A 20591-nucleotide genomic window follows, 5' to 3' on the forward strand; every position below is an offset into this window, starting at 1 on the left:
CAGTGACGTCAGCGCTGAATGGCTGACGGCTGCACCGTCGTTCGCGAGCAGGCTCGCTCCCACAGGGGGTTGTTCACGACAGGGAGTCATTGTGGGAGCGAGCCTGCTCGCGAAGAGGCCGGCAAGATCTGCCTCTTTATCGGATCAGTTCAGGAGAATCGCTTCGCCAGCAAATAACCCACCGTACAGGCAACCGCCGTCGCCAGCGTTCCCCACGCCCAGTCCAGCAAACTCACCTGCTCCGACCAGCCGCGCAAGGTGGCCCAGTTGGTCAGGTCATAAGTGCCATAGGCCACCAGCCCCAACAGCGCGCCCAGCTTCGCCGCGCGCTGCCAACTCAGCGCCGGCAACACCACAAACACCACGCAGCCAACCACATACAGGCAATAAAAAACTGCTGCGGGAACCAACAGCGGCTTTTCCAGCATCAGCGAACCGAGCAGTTCGCGGTAGGTCGGCGCCATCAGCAGCCCGAGCCAGATGCCGTCGAGCAGCAGAAACGTCAGCAGCGTGGCGACGTATGCGATCAGCGGCTTTTTCATTTGCCTTCCCTCTATATGTAGGAGCTGCCGAAGGCTGCGATCTGTTGATCTTGATCTTGTATGAAACAGATCAGAAGATCGCAGCCTTCGGCAGCTCCTGCATGGGCCTGCGGTGAGTCAGGTCAGTTCAATGCGGTCGGCGTGGATGACGATCTTGCCTTCCTTGTACAGCGAGCCGATGGCCTTTTTGAAGTTGCCCTTGCTGACGCCGAACAGGCTGCTGATCAATGCCGGATCACTCTTGTCGCTGACCGCCAGGGTGCCGTCGTTTTCGCGCAACTTGCCGAGGATCTTCGAGCTCAGGCTGCTCGCCGCTTCCTGACCAACCGGTTGCAGGCTCAGGCTGATCTTGCCGTCGGCGCGCACTTCCTTGATGAAGCCTTTCTCGCGCATGCCCGAGCGCATGAACTTGAAGATTTCGTTCTTGTGGATCAAGCCCCAGTGCTTGTTGTTGATGATCGCCTTGAAACCCATGTCGGTAGCTTCGGCCACCAGCAGGTCGACTTCCTGGCCCGGACTGTAGCTAGCCGGGGTCTTGTCCAGATAACGGTCAAGCCGCGCGGTAGCGGTGATGCGGCGGGTGTGTTTGTCGAGGTAGACGTGCACCACGCAGTACTCGCCAGCGGTCATCTGGCGCTTTTCTTCCGAGTACGGCAGCAACAGATCTTTCGGTAAGCCCCAGTCGAGGAACACCCCGATGCTGTTGACTTCAACCACTTTCAGGCTGGCGAACTCGCCGACCTGAACCTTGGGTTTTTCCGTGGTGGCGAGAAGTTTGTCTTCGCTGTCCAGATAGATAAATACGTTGAGCCAGTCTTCATCTTCGCTGGGAATATCTTTGGGAATATAACGGTTGGGCAAAAGAATTTCGCCGTCGGCACCGCCGTCCAGATATAAACCGAAGTTAGTGTGTTTAACCACTTGCAAACTGTTGTAACGCCCGACTAAAGCCATTTCCAGAACCCTCAATACGTGGGCGGCATTCTACCCGGTTTTGCCGCGAACGTCGGGTGGCAGATCCTCGCACCTGCCAATCAGCGGCAACGTATTGATTTGCCTGGGTCAGGGCTCGGGAAGGTGCCACTCGTCAGTCCGCTCAAGCGGCTCACTGCGGTGCGCGTTTGCTCATCCGCTACAAATGTTCTGATTCAAAACAGCAGGTTAGCCGCCTATTACGAATATTAGCCGGCAATAATGCAGCGCTGGGGTAGGTTATTCCGGGGGATATTTACCAAGCTATTGTCAAGTTATTCCTGTACGATGCCTGGCCGAGTTACTTTTTTAAAGGTTAATGGCCGCCATGCGTGTAAAAGCATCCACCAGCAAAGCAAAGCCAGCTCCAGCCGTTGAAACCAGCGAATCGATCAACGATCAGATCGCAGCGTTTCTCAAGTCCGGCGGCGAGATTCAGCAAATTGCCAAAGGCGTCAGTGGCCAGACATTCGGCCCGTCCAAGCAGATCAGCCTGGGCAAGAAGTAACACCGGTTTTACCCCGTCCAGAGGCGCTTTGAGCTTCCAAGCGCCTGGACTGGCACCGCGCAATCCCCCTCGCTTTAAACAAAAAATCCCCGAAAATCGACGAACGGCCATCAAAGCCAAGCATTCGCCGGTATCCTTGCACGCGTCTAGATCAAGCGTTTCAGCAGGCCACCCGCCCTGCGCTCGCGGTTCATGGAGTGACGCATGCGCCTATTTCCCTGTTTATTGTTCGTCGGCCTGCTAGCAGGCGCGAGCGCGCACGCGCAGGTTTTCCAGCGGGAACTGGGCGACTTCGACCTCAAGCTCGGCACCACCCCAAGCCGGAGCATGGCCCAGGGGCTGGTCAAACCGGCGGCGGTCGGCTCGTTCCACGGCGGCCTCGACCTCAGCCACGACAGCGGCGTGTATTTCGGCCAGTACGCGCCGAGCATGGGCATCACGCCGGGCAAGACCCTCGAGATCGATTCCTACGTCGGCTTCAAGCAGCCTTTCGATCAGGTGCTGGGCTATGAGGTCGGCATGATTCACTACAGCTATCCCCGCGTGGAAACCCTCGACAGCCAGGAGCTGTTCGGCGGCCTCACCTTACTCGGCAGCCGTTTCGGCATCGCCCTGAGCAACGACCCGGACAAACAGAACAACACCCTGTTTGCCGACCTCGGCGGCAATCAGCCGTTCGGCATCGGCGTCAGCATGAAATACACCACTCACCAGCTGAATACGCCAGTGGCAGTGGACGGAGGTTATGTCAGCAGCTTCACCGATTGGTCGGTGAAACTCTCGCGGCCATTCATGGGCGTCGATCTCGATCTGATCTACAGCAACTCCAGCCTCAGCGGCAGCGATTGCTCGGCCTATTCCGGGCACAACAGCGAGTGCGATGGCCTGGTCACGCTCAAGGCCGTACGCTCGTTCTATTGATCGGCTGAACTGCCGCGCGCTTCCTGCATCACATAAGAATCAGATTTCCGACGCCAGGCTCTCGCAAGGATTTGCCCATGTCTCGCTGGTTCAAACAGATCGCCGCCCTGCTCGTCTTCACCCTCGCCCTCGGCGCCTGCAGCCGTGTGGGCCTCGCCTACCGCAACCTCGACGTGATCATCCCGTGGTCGCTCGGCGATTACGTGGACATGAACGGCGAGCAGAAAGACTGGTTCAACGAACGGCTCAAGGAACATCTGAGCTGGCACTGCACCACGCAGTTACCGGGCTACCTCGATTGGCTGGATCGCTTGCAGGCTATGGTCGAGAGCAACCAGGTCACTGACGCCGCTCTGCAGGAGCGCACCGCCGAGGCCAAACAGGCGATCGCCGAAACCGCCCGGGAAATCACTCCGTCGGCCATCGAGCTGCTGCAAGGCCTGGACGATAAACAGGTGGCGGAGATGAACGACGCCTTTGCCAAAGACCTGCGCAAACGCCAGCAGGAATACGTCAAACCACCGTTGGCGCAACAGATCAAAGAACGCGGCGAGCGCATGGAGAAACGTCTGACCGACTGGCTTGGCCCGTTGAGCGACACGCAGAAACAACGCGTCGCGGCCTGGAGCAACGCTTTGGGCGATCAGAATACTCAATGGATTGCCAACCGCGCCCATTGGCAGCAACAGTTCAGCGCCGCCGTTGCGCAACGCCAGAGCCCGGAATTCCCACAACGTATCGAGACGCTTCTGGTCAATCGCGAGCGCTTGTGGACAGCCGATTACCGCAAGGCCTATACCAACACCGAAGCGCAGGCCCGCTCGCTATTCGTCGACTTGATGGCCGAGAGCACGCCGCAGCAGCGTGAGCGTTTGTTGAAGAAAATCGAGGGAGTGCGCAAGGACTTCAATGACCTGAAGTGTCTAAAGGCCGCGCAAAAACCTTGAAGACATCAATTACCTCCTGTGGGAGCGAGCCTGCTCGCGAATGCGGTGTGTCAGACAGTTCAAATGTCACTGACAGACCGTATTCGCGAGCAGGCTCGCTCCCACAGGGAAATTTCCCGTGGCTCAAGCGATTTGGGCTTTTGACGCCACTTCATCAAACGTCAGCTTATCCAGCGCATCCTCCTGCTCATCCAGCACTTGGCGCGGGTGGTCATTGCCGGGAATGCTGCTGTCGATCAGGCTCAACAGGCTGGAACCGCGCAGCGTCAGAATGAAATTGTTGCCGGTGTTGCCTTCATGATCCGGACGCGGCTCGAAGTAACCACGGTCAAGCAGCAGACTTTCATACTCACAGGCCAGCGTTTTCAGATGGTCCAGATTGTCGATCGGCTCACCGGCATTGGCCTTTTCGGCGGCGTAGTCCTCGGCGTATTTTCGAGGAGCATAACTTTCACCGGCGCTGTTTTGAGCCTCGCGCAGCAAACGTTCAATCAAATCCCAGTTATAAGTCGTCATCCTGATTCAACCTCCGATGCGGGAAATTTGTACCGCGTTCAAAGGTTGTGACCCAAGCGCCGCGCAGCCGTTCAGCCGCATATTTTCGCGCCGACCGACCGGCGGTCTGTCGATTTTCCCGCAGGTTGAACGACTAGTCTGAAACAGCCGGTTCAATCCCGCAGGAGACATCGTCATGAACGTTGCAAACCATCCGGTGGTATCACGCGAAGAATGGCTCGCCGCCCGTCAACAGCATCTGGCCCACGAAAAAGCCTTCACCCGAGAACGCGATCGCCTCAGCGCCGAGCGCCGCGCCTTGCCGTGGGTGAAAGTCGACAAGGACTACCACTTTCAAGGCCCCAACGGCGAATTGAAGCTCAACGATCTGTTCGGCAAGAACAGCCAGTTGATCATCTACCACTTCATGTTCGCCAAGGGCTGGGAGCAAGGCTGCCAGGGCTGCTCGTTCCTCAGCGATCACATCGACGGCGCCAACCAGCACCTGGCCCATCACGATGTCGCGGTCGTGGCGGTTTCCCACGCACCGTTCAACGAGTTTCAGGCGTTCAAACAACGCATGGGCTGGAAGTTCGACTGGATATCTTCAGAGGGTTGCGACTTCAATTACGACTTCGGCGTCTGCGCCCGGGCTGAAGACGTCGCTGAAGGAAAGGCTACATACAACTACGAAAAAACCGACAGCGTCGAGGAAGAAATGCCGGGGCTGAGCGTGTTTTATCGCAACGTAGATGGCGACATATTCCACACCTATTCCACTTATGCGCGCGGTCTGGACATGTTGGTTGGCGCCTACCATTACCTTGATCTGACGCCCAAGGGCAGGAATGAAGACGAGATCATGGAATGGGTGCGCCATCATGATCGGTATGAAGGTGCGACTAAGTCGAGTTGCTGCCATGCCGAATGAGCGCAGCGCTGAAGTCACAGTTTCTGAACTTTTGCCACGCTTCAGCCCTCAACCGGTTAACCCGCCTTAACCGCAACCGAGGCCTGCCCATGAAAACCCTGATCAAGCTGTCCCTCGCCGCCGCCCTCGCCTGCGCCCTGCCCGTCTGGGCCTGTACGCCTGAAGAGGCGACGATCAAACGCGATCAACTGGCCAAGGAAGTCGCGAAACTCACCGAGCAGAATCCGGACAAGGCCAAGGAGATCAACGCCGAGTTGCAGAACATGAAGCTGGGCACGGCCAGCGCCGATCTGCCGGACAAGTGCCAGTTGATCGATCAGCGTTTGAAGGAACTGGGAGCGGCGGAGAAAAAAGCAGATAGTTGAGGACGAAAAAAAACCGGACAATGTCCGGTTTTTTTATGCGCGTAAAACCCGTTACTCAGCCGCAGGCGCGGCCGGCTTGCGGCGCTTGAGCGGCGCCATGCCGTCGCTGCTCACCAGAGAATCCGGCTTCGGACGGTTGACGCTCTTGCGCTTGGTCGGCGTCTTGGCGGCGGTTTTCTTCTTGTCGCCTTTGGCGTCAGTCTTTTTCTTCTTCACGCCAACGGCTTTACCCGAGGCCTTGACCTTCTTCGGCCCGCCGTAGGTACCTTTGACTTCCTTGATGGTGCGCCGCTCGAAGCTCTGCTTGAGGTAGCGCTCGATGCTCGACATCAGGTTCCAGTCGCCATGGCAGATCAGCGAGATCGCCAGACCGTCGTTGCCGACACGGCCGGTACGACCGATGCGGTGCACGTATTCGTCGCCGCTGCGTGGCATGTCGAAGTTGATCACCAGATCCAGACCGTCGACGTCCAGACCTCGGGCCGCGACGTCGGTCGCGACGAGGATCTTCACGCCGCCCTGCTTCAGACGATCGATCGCCAGTTTGCGATCCTTCTGGTCTTTTTCGCCGTGCAGCACGAATGCTTTGTATTCCTGGGCCACGAGGCGCCCGTAGATGCGGTCGGCCATGGCGCGGGTGTTGGTGAAGACGATGGCCTTCTGGTAGGTCTCATTGGCCAGCAGCCAGTTCACAATCTGCTCTTTGTGCTGATTGTGGTCGGCAGTGATGATCTGCTGACGAGTGGTCGAGTTCAGCTGGCTCACTGCGTTGAGCTGCAAGTGCTCAGGGTTGTTCAGCACCTTGGCGATCATCTCGCGCAGGCCCGAACCGCCGGTGGTGGCGGAGAACAGCATGGTCTGCTGACGGTTCGGGCATTCGTCGACCAGACGCTGCACATCTTCGGCGAAGCCCATGTCGAGCATACGGTCGGCTTCGTCGAGCACCAGCACTTCGACTTCTTTCAGGTCGAGGTTGCCGGCGTTGAGCTGCTCGATCATCCGCCCCGGGGTGCCGATGAGGATGTCGGGCACTTTGCGCAGCATTGCGGCCTGGACCTTGAAGTCTTCACCGCCGGTGATCAGGCCGGACTTGATGAAGGTGAACTGCGAAAAGCGTTCAACTTCCTTCAAGGTCTGCTGGGCCAGTTCACGGGTCGGCAGCAGGATCAGGGTCTTGATGCTGACGCGAATCTTCGCCGGGCCGATCAGGCGATTAAGGATCGGCAGAACGAAAGCGGCGGTTTTGCCGCTACCGGTTTGCGCCGTCACCCGCAGATCACGCCCCTGGAGCGCCAGCGGGATGGCCGCGGCTTGCACAGGCGTTGGCTCGACAAATTTCAGCTCGGCCACGGCTTTAAGCAGGCGTTCGTGCAGGGCGAATTGGGAAAACACGGGTGCTACCTCGAAGATATGCAAAAAAACAGCTGCATAGGTTACCGGTTTCGAGCGCTCAGGCCGAGTTTCTTTATGCAAACGGCGACAATCAGTGGTTTTTTTGTTGCCCGATTTGTCACCCGCTGCAATACACAGCGTCTTAAATGCTCTAATCGACCCCTCGCGCCTCACAGAAGAAACGTTTCGCTTATGGATATCAAACAGCTCTGGCTCAAAGCCCAGAACCTCTGGGGCACGCTCGAAGAGCACCCGCTGCTGCAATCGGGACTGGCGCTGCTGGTGTTGCTGGTGGTTGCGCTGGTACTCGGACGAGTGGCGCGGTACCTGATTCTGCATGCCAGCCGCATGCTCGGCCGCCAGCCGGCCCTGCACTGGCTCAATGATTTTCGTCATAACAAGGTGTTTCAACGGCTGGCACAGATGACGCCGTCGCTGGTGATTCAGTTCGGTCTGCATCTGGTGCCGGAACTGAGCAAAACCGCAATGAATTTCCTCGGCAACGTTGCGCTGGCCTTCACCATATTGTTCCTGTTGCTGGCGGTCAGCGCCCTGCTCAACGCCTTGCTCGACATCTACGCGCGCACCGAGCACGCCCGCACCCGGTCGATCAAAGGCTACGTGCAGCTGGCGAAAATGGTCTTGTATGTGTTCGGCGCGATCATCATCGTTGCCACCCTGATCGACCGCTCGCCGCTGTTGCTGCTCTCGGGTCTGGGTGCGATGTCGGCGGTGATCCTGTTGGTCTACAAGGACACCCTGCTGTCATTCGTCGCCAGCGTGCAGTTGACCAGCAACGACATGCTGCGGGTCGGCGACTGGATCGAAATGCCGCAAGTCGGCGCCGACGGCGACGTGGTCGACATCACCCTGCACACGGTCAAGGTGCAGAACTTCGACAAGACCATCGTCTCGATCCCGACCTGGCGGCTGATGTCCGAGTCGTTCAAGAACTGGCGGGGCATGCAGCAGTCCGGCGGTCGGCGGATCAAGCGCAGCCTGTTCATCGATGCCAGCGGCGTGCGTTTCATCCGCGATGACGAGGAAGAAAAGCTCTCGCAGGTGCACCTGCTTACCGACTACATGGGCCGCAAGAAAGCCGAGCTCAAGGCGTGGAACGAGGCACAGGGCAACGTTGCGGCGATGTCGGCGAACCGTCGGCGCATGACCAATATCGGCACCTTTCGCGCCTATGCGTTGGCCTATCTGAAGAGTCATCCGGAGATTCAGCCGAACATGACCTGCATGGTCAGGCAGATGCAGACCACCGCCCAAGGCATCCCGCTGGAAATCTACTGCTTCACCCGCACCACGGTGTGGGCCGATTACGAGCGGATTCAGGGGGATATTTTCGATTATCTGCTGGCGGTGTTGCCGGAGTTTGGCCTGAGTCTGTATCAACAGCCGAGTGGCGGGGATTTGCGCGCGGGGTTGCTGCCGGCGGTGTTGGGCTCGGCAAATATTCCGGAGCCGGAGAAACATCTGATGTAACCCACAATTTCCCTGTAGGAGCTGCCGAAGGCTGCGATCTTTTGATCTTGAAAGTCTAAAGATCGCAGCCTTCGGCAGCTCCTACACGGGTTATGCGGTTCGCCTAATGCCTAACCGGCTGATCCACACCGCCATCAAAATCACACTGCCGCCGAGGAACAATCTCCCCAGTTCCTCATGCTGATTCCAGATCAGCAAATTCAACAACAACCCCACCGGCACATGCAGGTTATTCATCACCGCCAGCGTACCGCCGTTGACCATGCACGCGCCCTTGTTCCACCAGTACAGGCCCAACGCCGTCGACACCAGCCCGAGGAACAGCAGCACCGCCCATTGCAACGGCGCTTCAGGCAGAAAATTCGACTTGCCGAACAGCAGGAACGCTGGCAACACCACCGCCAACGCGCCGAGATAGAAGTAGCCAAAGCGCCGGTAATGCGGCAGATCACTCGGATGTTTCGCCACCAGATGCTTGTACAACACCTGCCCGGCGGCATAGGTGAAGTTGGCCAGTTGCAACAACAGGAAACCCATGAAGAAGTCCGGGTTGATCCGATCAAACCGAATCACCGCCGCACCGCCCACCGCCACCAGCGCGGCAATCAGCGCCCATGGATTGAAGCGGCGGTTCAGCGCGTCCTCGATCAACGTCACATGCAACGGCGTGAGAATGGTGAACAGCAACACCTCCGGCACCGTCAGCACGCGGAAGCTCAGGTACAGGCAGACGTAAGTCACACCAAACTGCAACGCGCCGATCAGCAACATGCCACGCATGAACGCCGGCTCTACCGAACGCCAGCGCGTCAACGGAATAAACACCAGCCCGGCCAGCACCACACGCACCAGCACCGCGAAATAGCTGTCGACATGACCGGCCAGGTACTCGCCGATCAGACTGAAGGAGAACGCCTGGATCAGCGTGACAAAAAGTAGATAGCCCATGCTCGCCTCGAAAATCGGATGGCGGCGACGATAGCGGGTTTTGCCGCTCACTGCGAATAGCCGGAAACACAAAAATTCCGGTGGGAGCGAGCCTGCTCGCGAAAGGAGCGTGTCAGACGGCAGATACTTTTCTGATACACCGCTTTCGCGAGCAGGCTCGCTCCCACAAGGAGTTTCGCGTCGTTCAAAAAAATACAGACAAAAAAAAGCCCGATCTCGCTAAAGCGTTCAATCGGGCTACAGCACTCAGGAGCAAAAGTGCAAAGGGAGGTTCGATGCGCGTGGAACCTTGAAGGGGTTGCGCCAGGTCACTAGACCATCCAGCGATTATCTGGCGATTAACCGATCAAGCGACCTGAGACAATTTGGCGTTGGCCTGATTCAGGCCCTTCTCCTGGAAGTCACCGCCCAGGTTCATGCCCTCGGCATGGATAAAGGTCACGTCATTGATGCCAATGAAACCCATGACCTGACGCAGATACGGTTCCTGATGGTCAGCCGGGCCGCCGGCGTACACACCACCGCGAGCAGTCAGCACAAAGGCACGCTTGCCGCTGAGCAGGCCCTGCGGGCCGGTTTCGGTGTACTTGAAGGTCACACCGGCACGCAGCACATGGTCGAGCCAGGCCTTCAGCGTGCTTGGGATGGCAAAGTTGTACATCGGTGCCGCCATCACCAGCACATCGGCGGCGAGCAGCTCATCAGTCAATTCGTTGGAGCGGGCCAGCGATGCTTGTTCGCTGTCGCTGCGCTGTTCGGCGGGTTTCATCCAGCCGCCCAGCAAATTGGCATCCAGGTGCGGCACCGGGTTTACGGCAAGGTCACGCACGGTGATCTGATCGGCAGGGTGCGCGGCTTTCCACTGAGCGATGAAGGTCTGGGTCAGTTGACGAGAAACCGAGTCTTGCTGGCGGGCGCTGCTTTCGATGATCAGAACGCGGGACATGGTGTGTAGCCTCCATCCGAGAATGTTGTAAGTCGATGGAGTGAAGGTTAAACAGAGTTGAATCGATGAAAAAGCGCAAATATCCGCTGTAACCCATCGATAAATTCGTTTATAAGCTAAACCCACATCCCCTGTGGGAGCGAGCCTGCTCGCGAAAGCGCATTGTCAGTCGACACATCTTTGACTGGTACACCGCTTTCGCGAGCAGGCTCGCTCCCACAGGGGAATACCGTTCATTTCGGGGTGCAGGTCAGTTTGATCCGCAGCTTGATGATCTCGCGAGTGAACTTGGCCGTGGCGTTTTTATGTTTGCCGGCCGGGACATCGATGCTGCGCGTGCGCGGCGCTTCCGGGCCGTTGCTGAACACCGCTTTGCAGGTCGCATCGACGTCGCCGTAATTGGCCACGCGGATCGAGCCGATGTCGTTGTCGGTGTCAAAGGTCTCGTAGTCGATCTTCATGCCGTTGAGGTCTTTCTGCACATCGATCGGATAGGCAAAAGCCGTCAACGGCAGCAGCGCCAGCACCACACAACAGAATTTTTTCATTCGGCAGTCTCCATGAGGGACGGCCAGCTTAGGACAAGAGGAGCTATTGATGAAAGCGCCCCGCGTAACCCTTGATCAATGGCGAACGTTGCAGGCCGTGGTCGACCACGGCGGTTTCGCCCAGGCCGCCGAGGCCCTGCACCGTTCGCAATCGTCGGTGAGCTACACCGTCGCCCGCATGCAGGATCAGCTCGGCGTGCCGTTGCTGCGCATCGACGGGCGCAAAGCCGTGCTCACCGAAGCCGGCGGCGTACTGCTGCGCCGTTCACGGCAACTGGTGAAACAAGCCAGTCAATTGGAAGACCTCGCCCATCACATGGAGCAAGGCTGGGAAGCCGAGGTGCGGCTGGTGGTCGATGCGGCTTATCCGAGCGCGCGGATTGTCCGTGCACTGACCGCGTTCATGCCGCAGAGTCGCGGCTGCCGGGTGCGGCTGCGCGAGGAAGTGTTGTCGGGCGTCGAGGAAGTGCTGCTCGAAGGCGTGGCGGATCTGGCCATTACCGGCCTGAGCATTCCGGGCTACCTGGGCGCGGAATTGAGCGATGTCGAGTTCGTCGCCGTCGCCCACCCTGACCACCCGCTGCATCGGCTCAACCGCGAATTGAGCTTTCAGGATCTGGAAACCCAGATGCAAGTGGTGATCCGCGACTCCGGTCGCCAGCAGCCGCGCGATGTCGGCTGGCTCGGCGCCGAACAGCGCTGGACGGTGGGCAGCCTCGCCACCGCCGCGACGTTTGTCAGCAGCGGTCTGGGCTTTGCCTGGCTGCCCCGGCACATGATCGACCGGGAACTCAAGGATGGTTCGCTCAAGCTGCTACCGTTGGATCGGGGCGGCAGTCGCAACTCCAGCTTCTACCTGTATTCGAACAAGGACAAACCACTGGGCCCGGCCACGCAAATTCTCATCGAATTGTTGCGCACCTTCGACACCTTGCCGCTGGACGCGCCGTTTGCCGCCCCCGAACAAGCCTGACACGGAGTTCACCGATGGCGTATTTCGAGCATGAAGGTTGCAACCTGCACTACGAGGAATATGGCCAAGGTACGCCGTTGCTGCTGGTTCACGGGCTCGGCTCGAGCACGCTGGACTGGGAGATGCAGATTCCGGCACTGGCCGCGCAGTACCGGGTGATCGTCCCGGACATTCGCGGCCACGGGCGCTCGGACAAACCCCGCGAGCGCTACAGCATCGCCGCGTTCAGCGCCGATCTGTATGCCTTGATCGAACACTTGCACCTGGGCCCGGTGCACTACGTCGGGCTGTCGATGGGCGGGATGATCGGTTTTCAGCTCGCCGTCGATCAGCCGCAGATTCTCAAGAGCCTGACCATCGTCAACAGTGCTCCCCAAGTCAAACTGCGCACGCGCAACGATTACTGGCAGTGGTTCAAACGTTGGAGCCTGATGCGTCTGCTCAGTCTCGAAACCATCGGCAAAGCCCTGGGCAGCAAACTTTTTCCCAAACCGGAACAGGCCGATCTGCGACGGAAAATGGCCGAACGCTGGGCAAAAAACGACAAACGTGCTTATCTCGCCAGCTTCGATGCGATTGTCGGCTGGGGCGTTCAGGAACGACTTTCCCGGGTGTCCTGTCCAACGCTCGTCATCAGCGCCGATCGTGACTACACACCGGTGGCTTTGAAACAAACCTATGTAAAACTGTTGCCCGATGCGCGGCTGGTGGTCATCGCCGACTCGCGCCATGCCACCCCGCTCGATCAACCCGAACGCTTCAATCACACGCTGCTGGCGTTTCTGGCCACAGCCGACCTTCACCCTCAGGATCACTGACCCATGCTGAAAAAACTCGCCCTCGCCGCCGGCTCCGTACTGTTTGCCGCCAACCTGATGGCTGCTACCCCGGCCAAGGCGCCCCACGTGCTGCTGGACACCACCAACGGCCAGATCGAAATCGAACTGGACCCGGTCAAGGCGCCGGTCAGCACCAAGAACTTCCTTGAATACGTCGACAGCGGCTTCTACAACAACACCATTTTCCACCGTGTGATCCCGGGCTTCATGGCTCAGGGCGGCGGGTTCACCCAACAGATGCAACAAAAAGAAACCAAGGCGTCGATCAAGAACGAAGCCAGCAATGGCCTGCACAACGTTCGCGGCACCCTGTCGATGGCGCGCACTTCCAACCCTGATTCGGCGACCAGCCAGTTCTTCATCAACGTTGCCGACAACGCCTTCCTCGATCCGGGTCGCGACGCCGGTTACGCGGTGTTCGCCAAAGTGGTCAAGGGCATGGACGTTGTAGACATCATCGTCAACTCGCAGACCACCACCAAGCAAGGCATGCAGAACGTGCCTGTCGACCCTGTGATCATCAAGTCGGCCAAGCGCATCGACTGAGTTCGCCGGGCATATCGAGCGGCGCCGGGCTGAGCCTGCGCCGCTCGCACTGATAAAAGGAGAGCCCGGATTCCGGGCGGTTATCTGATGCTCTATCGCCGTTTCGAACAACTGATCGATATCTTCCGCGACGCCCCGACGGCGTCCCCGCCGGATCGCGTCTGGCCCTTCTACACCTATTACCTGAAGCAGGTCTGGCCGAGCTTCGCCGCGCTGCTCGTGGTCGGCCTGTTTGCCGCTTTGATCGAGGTGGCGCTGTTCAGCTATCTGAGCCGCATCATCGATCTGGCGCAGGGTACGCCCAACCCGAATTTCTTCAGCGACCACGCCCTCGAATTGACCTGGATGCTGGTGGTCGCGCTGGTGCTGCGGCCGATTTTTTTCGGCCTTCACGACTTGCTGGTACACCAGACCCTGAGCCCTGGCATGACCAGCATGATCCGCTGGCAGAACCACAGCTACGTGCTCAAGCAGAGCCTGAATTTCTTTCAGAACGACTTCGCCGGACGCATCGCCCAGCGCATCATGCAGACCGGAAATTCACTGCGTGACTCGGCCGTGCAAGCGGTCGACGCGCTGTGGCACGTGGTGATCTATGCGATCAGTTCGCTGGTGTTGTTCGCCGAGGCCGACTGGCGCCTGATGATTCCGCTGCTGACCTGGATCGTCGCCTACATCGGCGCGCTGTACTACTTCGTGCCGCGCGTGAAAGAGCGCTCGGTGGAAGCCTCGGATGCGCGTTCGAAACTGATGGGGCGCATCGTCGACGGCTACACCAACATCGCCACGCTGAAACTGTTCGCGCACACCAACTTCGAACAGCACTACGCCAGGGAAGCCATCGAAGAACAGACTGTCAAAGCGCAGATGGCCGGGCGTGTGGTCACCAGCATGGACGTGGCGATTACCACCATGAATGGCCTGCTGATCGTCGGCACCACGGCGCTGGCGTTGTGGCTGTGGACGCAATCGCTGATCACCGTCGGCGCGATCGCTCTGGCCACCGGCCTGGTGATCCGCATCGTCAACATGTCCGGCTGGATCATGTGGGTTGTCACCGGCATTTTCGAAAACATCGGCATGGTCCAGGACGGTTTGCGCACCATTTCGCAACCGGTCAGCGTCACCGACCACGCGCAAGCCAAACCGCTGGCCGTGGCCTCGGGCGAAGTGCGTTTCGAGCACGTCGATTTTCATTACGGCAAGAAGAAAGGCATCATCGGCGACCTCAACCTGACCATCAAACCGGGTGAAAAAATCGGTCTGATCGGGCCGTCCGGCGCCGGCAAATCGACCCTGGTCAACCTGTTGCTGCGCCTGTACGACGTCGAGGGCGGACGCATTCTCATCGATGGGCAGAACATCGCTGAAGTCGGCCAGGAAAGCCTGCGTGCGCGGATCGGCATGATCACTCAGGACACCTCGCTACTGCACCGCTCGATTCGCGACAACTTGCTCTACGGCAAGCCCGACGCGACCGACGCCGAGCTGTGGGATGCCGTGCACAAAGCTCGCGCCGATGAGTTCATTCCACTGCTGTCCGACGCTGAAGGCCGCACCGGTTTTGATGCGCACGTCGGCGAGCGCGGGGTGAAGCTGTCTGGCGGTCAGCGTCAGCGCATCGCCATTGCGCGGGTGCTGCTCAAGGACGCGCCGATCCTGATCATGGACGAAGCCACCTCGGCCCTGGACTCGGAAGTCGAAGCAGCGATTCAGGAAAGCCTCGAGACCTTGATGCAGGGCAAAACCGTGATCGCCATTGCCCACCGCCTCTCGACCATTGCGCGCATGGATCGACTCGTGGTGCTGGAGAACGGCAAGATTGCCGAGAGCGGCACTCACGCCGAACTGCTCGCGCATCGTGGTCTGTACGCGCGGCTGTGGGCGCACCAGACCGGAGGCTTTGTCGGCATCGACTGAGCCTTCAGGATCAAAAGATCGCAGCCTTCGGCAGCTCCTACACCGGTTCCTGTAGGAGCTGCCGAAGGCTGCGATCTTTTGCTTTATGTCTGGCGATAAGGCAAAGCGGTGCGGGCTTCTTCGGCATAGGCCAACACGCCGGCGCGCTCTTGCTGAAGGAAATCCTTCACCGCCGCTTTCAACCCCGGATGGCGCAGGTAATGCCAGGAATGAGTGATGACCGGCTCAAAACCGCGAATCAATTTGTGCTCGCCCTGAGCCCCGGCGTCGAAGCGCTGGATGCCGTGGGCAATCGCGTAATCCATGCCTTGATAAAAACACGTCTCGAAATGCAGCCGATCGAACTCGGCCAGACACCCCCAGTAGCGCCCGTAAAAACTGTCGCCACCGACCAGACTGAAAGCCATCGCCACCGGCCGTGAGCCCTGTTTGGCCAGCACCACGCGGATCGACTCGGGCATGCGTTCGGCCAACAGGTTGAAGAACTCGCGCGTCAGGTACGGCGCCTGACGCCGAACCGCGTAGGTATTGGCATAGCAGGCGTAAACAAAATCCCACTGCGCCTCGTCCAGTTCGCGTCCTTGCAACCATTCAAACTCGAAACCCTGCCCCGCCACCTGGTCACGCTCCTTGCGCATCTGCTTTCGCTTGCGTGAACTGAGGACGTCGAGGAAATCCTTAAAGTCGCGGTAACCGCGATTGTGCCAGTGATACTGACAACCGATACGTTGCAGCCAGCCCGCTTGCCCGGCCATCGCCGCGTCGGTAAACGGATCGGTGAAATTGATATGCGCGCTGGAGAGCTCTTCGATCTCCAGATAGCCCGGCAGGCTTTTCAGCAGTTCGAAACCGTCCTCGACCTTCGCCGCCAACAAGCGCGGACCGCTGACCGGACTGAACGGTACAGCCGTCAGAAGCTTGGGGTAGTAATCGATACCGGCACGGGCACAAGCGTCGGCCCAGCCATGATCGAACACGTACTCACCGAAGGAATGCCATTTGCGATAACTCGGTAAAGCGGCGATCAGTCGCTTGTCTTCGATGTGCAGCAAATGCTCCGGCTGCCAGCCCGAATGCGGCCCGACACTGCCGCTGTCTTCCAGCGCGCTGAGAAAGGCGTGGCGCAGAAACGGCTGGTTGTCCGGGACCAGCGCATCCCAAGTGGCCGGGGCGATTTCTGACAGGTTTTGCAGGCGTTGCAACGGCATCCACTGGCACTCCACAGCTTGGCGAGAAAGCCCGGCGAGTATCGCTGATCGCGACCCGTTGCACACGCTCAATTGGCCGACAGCGCTCTGAATCAATAGTTCACGCCTGTTACGCATCGTCATCAACCTGCCATCACTGTGCCACCGCTCTGTCATAAACGATCGCGATACTGGCGCCTGTTTTTAGAGCGCCGGGTTCTAGCCCGGACACAGTTTTCCGGCCTTCGTGTCGGTTGTGCCCAGGATGGTTCAGCCATCCCCTTTCATCTTCGGAGATTGCTATGCGTCTTGCTTCCACGAAAACTGCAGCGGCCCTGTGCGGCGGCTTGTTGCTGGCCATGAGCGTTCCGGCCAGTGCTGCAGTCGACGCCAAACTGCTCGACATGCTCAAGGCCAACGGGTCGATTTCCCAGGCGCAGTACATCGAGCTGCAAACAGAACTGGCCAAGGATCAGAAGGATCAGCAAATCGCCCGGCAGGCGCAGCAGGAAACCAACGAACAAGTAGCGGCCGTTGCGAAGAAGGCCAACGAACAGAGCGTGTTCGATCAGAAACTGGCCTGGGCGGCCAAGACCCAGTTCAAGGGCGACGTGCGCATCCGTCAGGAAACCATCAAGATCGACGGCGAGCCGAACAACGGTGGCCGCGACAAGGACCGCCAGCGTATTCGTGCCCGTCTGGGCGCATACACCGAGATCAACCCGCAAGTCGACACCGGCATCCGCATCGCCACCGGCGGCGGCGATGACGCCCGTTCGACCAACCAGGACCAGGACAACTACTTCGACAAGAAGCAGATCTGGCTCGACCTCGGCTACATCGATTACCACCCTGATCAGATCAAGAACCTGCACATCATCGGCGGCAAGATGCTGCAACCGTGGGTCAGCATGGGCGACGTGATCTGGGACAGCGACATCAACCCGGAAGGCTTGGCCGTTACCTACAAATATCCGCTGGGCAGCAGCGCCGAACTGTTCGGCAGCCTGGGTAACTACAACCTCAAGGACAACGTCGACGGCGACGGCGTGCAATTCCGCCACGACCTGCGCCTGACCGCTGGCCAGTTGGGCAGCCGCTTCAACATCACCGACAACCTGAAACTGACCGTCGGCGGCAGTGTCTACGCCTACCAGAACGATGAAGACAGCCGTTGCACCGGCACTTCCACACCGTGCGCCCTGGCCGTCAACGGCAACTCGGCCGACAACGAATTCCGTCTGTATGAAGGGTTCAGCCAGGTCGACATCGGTGGGCTGCCGATGCCGCTGTCGTTCTACGGTCAGTACGTGAAGAACAACGACGCCGTGACCGATCAGGACACTGCATGGTTGCTCGGCGCCAAGTCGAAGGTCTTCGGTTTCAACCTCGACTACAACTATCGCGACGTGCAGCGCAACGCTGTGGTCGGCGCCTTCACCGACTCCGACTTCGCCAACGGCACCACCGGTTCGCGCGGGCACAAGTTCAAGGTTGGTTACGACATCGACAAGAACTTCGCTGTCGGCGCCACGTACTTCCTGACCAAGGCCGACTTCGCCAGCCGTGGCCAGCGTGACGCAGACGCAAACACCCTGCAGCTGGATGCTGAAGCGAAGTTCTAAGAAGGGCGGCTACAAGCTGCAAGCTACAAGCTACAAGCTACAAGCTGGGAGTGGATGCCTTTACTTGCAGCTTGAAGCTTGAAGCTTGCCGCTGCTCCACCCCGGTGCGGGCGGGACGATCCCCATCATCCGTTCGTTTCAATCGCACCGGGTTATTTCTGCAGGATGCAAAAACCCCCTGTAGGAGCTGCCGAAGGCTGCGATCTTTTGATCTTGATCCTGAAAACAAGATCAAAAGATCGCAGCCTCGGTTCACTCGACAGCTCCTACAGGGGGTTATCTTTTCGGCGTTGCGCCGCGAGGCGTTCGGCCAGTGCATCGACATCTTCATCCGGGCGTTCCGGCATTGCTTTCAGCGTCGCCTGCATCAAGCGCATCTGACGAATGAAACGCCGGCAGTTGCGGCAGAACAGCAGGTGATGACGCACCATCAGCGCCTCGCGAAAGCTTAGTTGGCCGTCGAGATAATCGCTGGATCGTGCCACTTGCTCCTTGCAGGTCAACATTCTCCTGTCTCCTCAAAATGTTCCACGGTCGCAAAGACCTTCAAGCGTGCCCGGTGCAGCAGCACGCGGACATTGGAGAGCGAGATCTCCAGAAGATTACAGATTTCTTCCAGCTCCAGGCCCTGGCGTTCGCGTAACAGCAAGACACTGCTCTGCAGCTCGGAAAGACTGAGTAACGTGTGTTCGAGGCATTCGCGCAGCTCGCTCTCGGTCAGCAGCGCTTCGGGCGTGTCCTGGTGCCAGGCAAATGGCGCGATAAGCCAGTGACCGTCGCTCGAAGAAAACCGATCGTCGTCGATGCTGCCGTGGGGCGCGGGCAGGTCGTCGAGCAGGACTTCCCGGCGATTGAGCTTGTAGCGGCTCTTGGCCGAATTGGCGGTGATGGTCAGCAGCCAGGTCTTGAGGCTGGAACGGCCCTCGAAGCTGGCGAGATGGCGCACCACCGAGAGCCAGGCATCCTGCACCACTTCTTCGACATGACGCTGGCCGACAATGGCGTATGCCACCGCGCGCATGGCGCTCTGATACGTGGTGACCAGTTCCTTGAAAGCTTTTTGCTCTCCCGCCAGCAAGCGCGTGAGCAGTTGGGTGTCGTCAGCCGCCATCCATCAATCCCCTTGTCCGGACTTCGAAAATGAACGCGGCAGGTGTGCACCTGCCGCGATGTCCGAAAAATTACAGCGTTTCAGCCGCTTCGAATGTAGGAAAGATCGACGCGATTAAGGGGAAATTAACCTATATCAGCGCTTACGCAGCAACACGCTACCAATCGAGTAACCAGCGCCGAACGAGCTGAGCACCGCCAGCGACCCTGAGGCCAGATCATCCTGATACTTGTGGAAGGCAATGACCGAGCCGGCCGAGCTGGTGTTGGCGTAGCTGTCGAGAATCACCGGCGCTTCTTCTTCGGTGGCTTCGCGGCCGAGCAGCTTGCGCACGATCAGATGGTTCATGCTCAAGTTGGCCTGGTGCAGCCAGAAACGCTTCACATCGCCGACGTTGAGCCGGTTCTCCTCCAGATGTTCGCCAATCAGCTCGGCGACCATCGGGCACACGTCCTTGAACACCTTGCGGCCTTCCTGGACGAACAGCTTGTCGCGGGCGCCGATACCTTCTTCTGCCGCCCGATTGAGGAAGCCGAAGTTGTTGCGGATGTTGTTGGAGAACTTGGTCAGCAGTTTGGTGCTGACCACGTCGAACTGGTACCTGGACGTGGCCAGATCAGCGCGCTCGATGATCACAGCAGTTGCGGCATCGCCGAAGATGAAGTGGCTGTCGCGGTCACGGAAGTTCAGGTGACCGGTGCAGACTTCCGGGTTGACCATCAGAATCGCCCGCGCCTGGCCCAGTTGCACGCTGTTGGCGGCGGCCTGGATGCCGAACGTGGCCGATGAGCAAGCAACGTTCATGTCGAAACCGAAGCCTTGAATGCCCAATGCCTCCTGGACTTCGATGGCGATGGCAGGGTAAGCGCGTTGCAGGTTGGAGCAGGCGACGATCACGCCGTCGATGTCGGCGGCGGTCTTGCCGGCCCGTTGCAAGGCTTGTTCAGCCGCACCGACGGCCATCTGGCAAAGCACCGACCATTCTTCGTTGGAACGCTCGGGCAGGCGCGGGGCCATGCGTTGCGGATCGAGGATGCCGTCCTTGTCCATGACAAAACGGCTCTTGATGCCCGAGGCTTTTTCGATGAACGCAGCGCTGGATTCGGTCAGGGCCTGGACTTCACCGCTGGCGATCGCCTCGGCGTTGTCCGCGTTGAACTGGGCGACGTAGGTATTGAAAGACTGCACCAGCTCTTCGTTGGAGATGCTGTTGGCCGGTGTGTACAGGCCGGTGCCGCTGATGACGACGTTATGCATGGTCGTTTCTCTAATCTGTTCAGGCAGAAAGTGCTGGAACCGTCGTACCAACACGCAAAGGGTCTATTCCCATCCGGGGGACGCAAACCTGGCATCGTTTTATTCCGCAGCGCGACACGACCGAAAG

At 59.0% G+C, this 20591-nt stretch carries 22 protein-coding genes; 11 read left to right on the plus strand and 11 right to left on the minus strand.

Annotation, left to right across the window (positions count from 1 at the left end; translation table 11 throughout):
• Nucleotides 1–149: 149 nt before the first annotated feature.
• Together VNV36_RS20055 and VNV36_RS20060 are read right to left on the minus strand one after the other, a co-directional pair.
• The gene (locus VNV36_RS20055; RefSeq protein ID WP_325719802.1) at nt 150–542 is read right to left on the minus strand and encodes a DUF2177 family protein; all 393 of its coding nucleotides are present in this window, start codon (nt 540–542) and stop codon (nt 150–152) included.
• A 117-nt stretch (nt 543–659) separates the two neighbouring features.
• On the minus strand, nt 660–1496 hold the full coding sequence (locus tag VNV36_RS20060) for a CvfB family protein (RefSeq protein WP_325719804.1): 837 nt from the start codon (nt 1494–1496) through the stop codon (nt 660–662).
• A 337-nt stretch (nt 1497–1833) separates the two neighbouring features.
• On the opposite strand from VNV36_RS20060, the gene VNV36_RS20065 reads away from it, so the two are divergent.
• The 3 genes from VNV36_RS20065 (at nt 1834) to VNV36_RS20075 (ending at nt 3890) form a co-directional block, all read left to right on the plus strand.
• Nucleotides 1834–2022: a PFL_1563 family small protein gene (locus VNV36_RS20065; RefSeq protein WP_016985943.1), complete on the plus strand. Its 189-nt coding sequence runs from the start codon at nt 1834–1836 to the stop codon at nt 2020–2022.
• 204 nt (nt 2023–2226) lie between these two features.
• On the plus strand, nt 2227–2943 hold the full coding sequence (locus tag VNV36_RS20070; RefSeq protein ID WP_325719807.1) for a TorF family putative porin: 717 nt from the start codon (nt 2227–2229) through the stop codon (nt 2941–2943).
• 77 nt (nt 2944–3020) lie between these two features.
• On the plus strand, nt 3021–3890 hold the full coding sequence (locus VNV36_RS20075) for a DUF6279 family lipoprotein (protein ID WP_325719810.1): 870 nt from the start codon (nt 3021–3023) through the stop codon (nt 3888–3890).
• Nucleotides 3891–4013: 123 nt separating this feature from the next.
• Here the strand turns inward: VNV36_RS20075 and VNV36_RS20080 are convergent, their stop codons facing one another.
• Nucleotides 4014–4406 (minus strand): transcriptional regulator, encoded by a 393-nt coding sequence (locus VNV36_RS20080; RefSeq protein WP_325719812.1) that lies wholly within the window; start codon nt 4404–4406, stop codon nt 4014–4016.
• A gap of 175 nt (nt 4407–4581) precedes the next feature.
• On the opposite strand from VNV36_RS20080, the gene VNV36_RS20085 reads away from it, so the two are divergent.
• Nucleotides 4582–5316, plus strand: coding sequence for a DUF899 domain-containing protein (locus VNV36_RS20085; protein ID WP_325719814.1), 735 nt, complete (start codon nt 4582–4584; stop codon nt 5314–5316).
• 89 nt (nt 5317–5405) lie between these two features.
• Entirely contained in the window at nt 5406–5681 is a 276-nt protein-coding gene (locus tag VNV36_RS20090) for a hypothetical protein (RefSeq protein ID WP_325719816.1), read from the plus strand.
• A gap of 51 nt (nt 5682–5732) precedes the next feature.
• Here the strand turns inward: VNV36_RS20090 and VNV36_RS20095 are convergent, their stop codons facing one another.
• Complete coding sequence (locus tag VNV36_RS20095; RefSeq protein ID WP_325719818.1) at nt 5733–7073, minus strand: DEAD/DEAH box helicase; 1341 nt, start codon at nt 7071–7073, stop codon at nt 5733–5735.
• Between the two features lie 192 nt (nt 7074–7265).
• Here VNV36_RS20095 and VNV36_RS20100 point away from each other — a divergent pair, with 192 nt between their 5' ends.
• Complete coding sequence (locus VNV36_RS20100; protein ID WP_325719821.1) at nt 7266–8564, plus strand: mechanosensitive ion channel family protein; 1299 nt, start codon at nt 7266–7268, stop codon at nt 8562–8564.
• Between the two features lie 90 nt (nt 8565–8654).
• Here the strand turns inward: VNV36_RS20100 and VNV36_RS20105 are convergent, their stop codons facing one another.
• From VNV36_RS20105 to VNV36_RS20115, 3 genes are all read right to left on the minus strand, one after another.
• A complete protein-coding gene (locus tag VNV36_RS20105) occupies nt 8655–9512 on the minus strand; it encodes a carboxylate/amino acid/amine transporter (RefSeq protein WP_325719850.1) in 858 nt (285 codons plus the stop codon).
• 346 nt (nt 9513–9858) lie between these two features.
• Entirely contained in the window at nt 9859–10458 is a 600-nt protein-coding gene (locus VNV36_RS20110; RefSeq protein WP_325719823.1) for an FMN-dependent NADH-azoreductase, read from the minus strand.
• A gap of 233 nt (nt 10459–10691) precedes the next feature.
• A complete protein-coding gene (locus VNV36_RS20115) occupies nt 10692–11006 on the minus strand; it encodes a 3-phosphoglycerate kinase (protein WP_236430809.1) in 315 nt (104 codons plus the stop codon).
• A gap of 49 nt (nt 11007–11055) precedes the next feature.
• Here VNV36_RS20115 and VNV36_RS20120 point away from each other — a divergent pair, with 49 nt between their 5' ends.
• From VNV36_RS20120 to VNV36_RS20135, 4 genes are all read left to right on the plus strand, one after another.
• Nucleotides 11056–11979, plus strand: coding sequence for a PA3225 family LysR-type transcriptional regulator (locus VNV36_RS20120; protein ID WP_016771199.1), 924 nt, complete (start codon nt 11056–11058; stop codon nt 11977–11979).
• Between the two features lie 14 nt (nt 11980–11993).
• Nucleotides 11994–12797, plus strand: coding sequence for an alpha/beta fold hydrolase (locus tag VNV36_RS20125; protein WP_325719829.1), 804 nt, complete (start codon nt 11994–11996; stop codon nt 12795–12797).
• Nucleotides 12798–12800: 3 nt separating this feature from the next.
• The gene (locus VNV36_RS20130; RefSeq protein ID WP_325719831.1) at nt 12801–13364 is read left to right on the plus strand and encodes a peptidylprolyl isomerase; all 564 of its coding nucleotides are present in this window, start codon (nt 12801–12803) and stop codon (nt 13362–13364) included.
• 87 nt (nt 13365–13451) lie between these two features.
• Nucleotides 13452–15284: an ABC transporter ATP-binding protein gene (locus VNV36_RS20135; RefSeq protein WP_325719833.1), complete on the plus strand. Its 1833-nt coding sequence runs from the start codon at nt 13452–13454 to the stop codon at nt 15282–15284.
• Between the two features lie 83 nt (nt 15285–15367).
• Here the strand turns inward: VNV36_RS20135 and VNV36_RS20140 are convergent, their stop codons facing one another.
• Nucleotides 15368–16492, minus strand: coding sequence for a GNAT family N-acetyltransferase (locus tag VNV36_RS20140; protein ID WP_325719835.1), 1125 nt, complete (start codon nt 16490–16492; stop codon nt 15368–15370).
• 281 nt (nt 16493–16773) lie between these two features.
• Here VNV36_RS20140 and VNV36_RS20145 point away from each other — a divergent pair, with 281 nt between their 5' ends.
• Nucleotides 16774–18096, plus strand: coding sequence for a putative porin (locus tag VNV36_RS20145; protein WP_325719836.1), 1323 nt, complete (start codon nt 16774–16776; stop codon nt 18094–18096).
• 266 nt (nt 18097–18362) lie between these two features.
• On the opposite strand, the gene VNV36_RS20150 is transcribed toward VNV36_RS20145, so the two are convergent.
• The 3 genes from VNV36_RS20150 to VNV36_RS20160 form a co-directional block, all read right to left on the minus strand.
• On the minus strand, nt 18363–18602 hold the full coding sequence (locus tag VNV36_RS20150; protein ID WP_325719838.1) for an anti-sigma factor family protein: 240 nt from the start codon (nt 18600–18602) through the stop codon (nt 18363–18365).
• Nucleotides 18596–19207 carry an RNA polymerase sigma factor gene (locus VNV36_RS20155; RefSeq protein WP_325719840.1) on the minus strand — a complete coding sequence of 204 codons (612 nt, stop codon included), beginning with the start codon at nt 19205–19207 and terminating at the stop codon, nt 18596–18598. Before VNV36_RS20155 ends, VNV36_RS20150 begins: the two co-directional genes overlap by 7 nt.
• A 135-nt stretch (nt 19208–19342) precedes the next feature.
• A complete protein-coding gene (locus VNV36_RS20160; protein ID WP_325719842.1) occupies nt 19343–20464 on the minus strand; it encodes a beta-ketoacyl-ACP synthase III in 1122 nt (373 codons plus the stop codon).
• Nucleotides 20465–20591: the final 127 nt, after the last annotated feature.

It is taken from the genome of Pseudomonas sp. (assembly GCF_035554175.1).
GTDB lineage: Bacteria > Pseudomonadota > Gammaproteobacteria > Pseudomonadales > Pseudomonadaceae > Aquipseudomonas.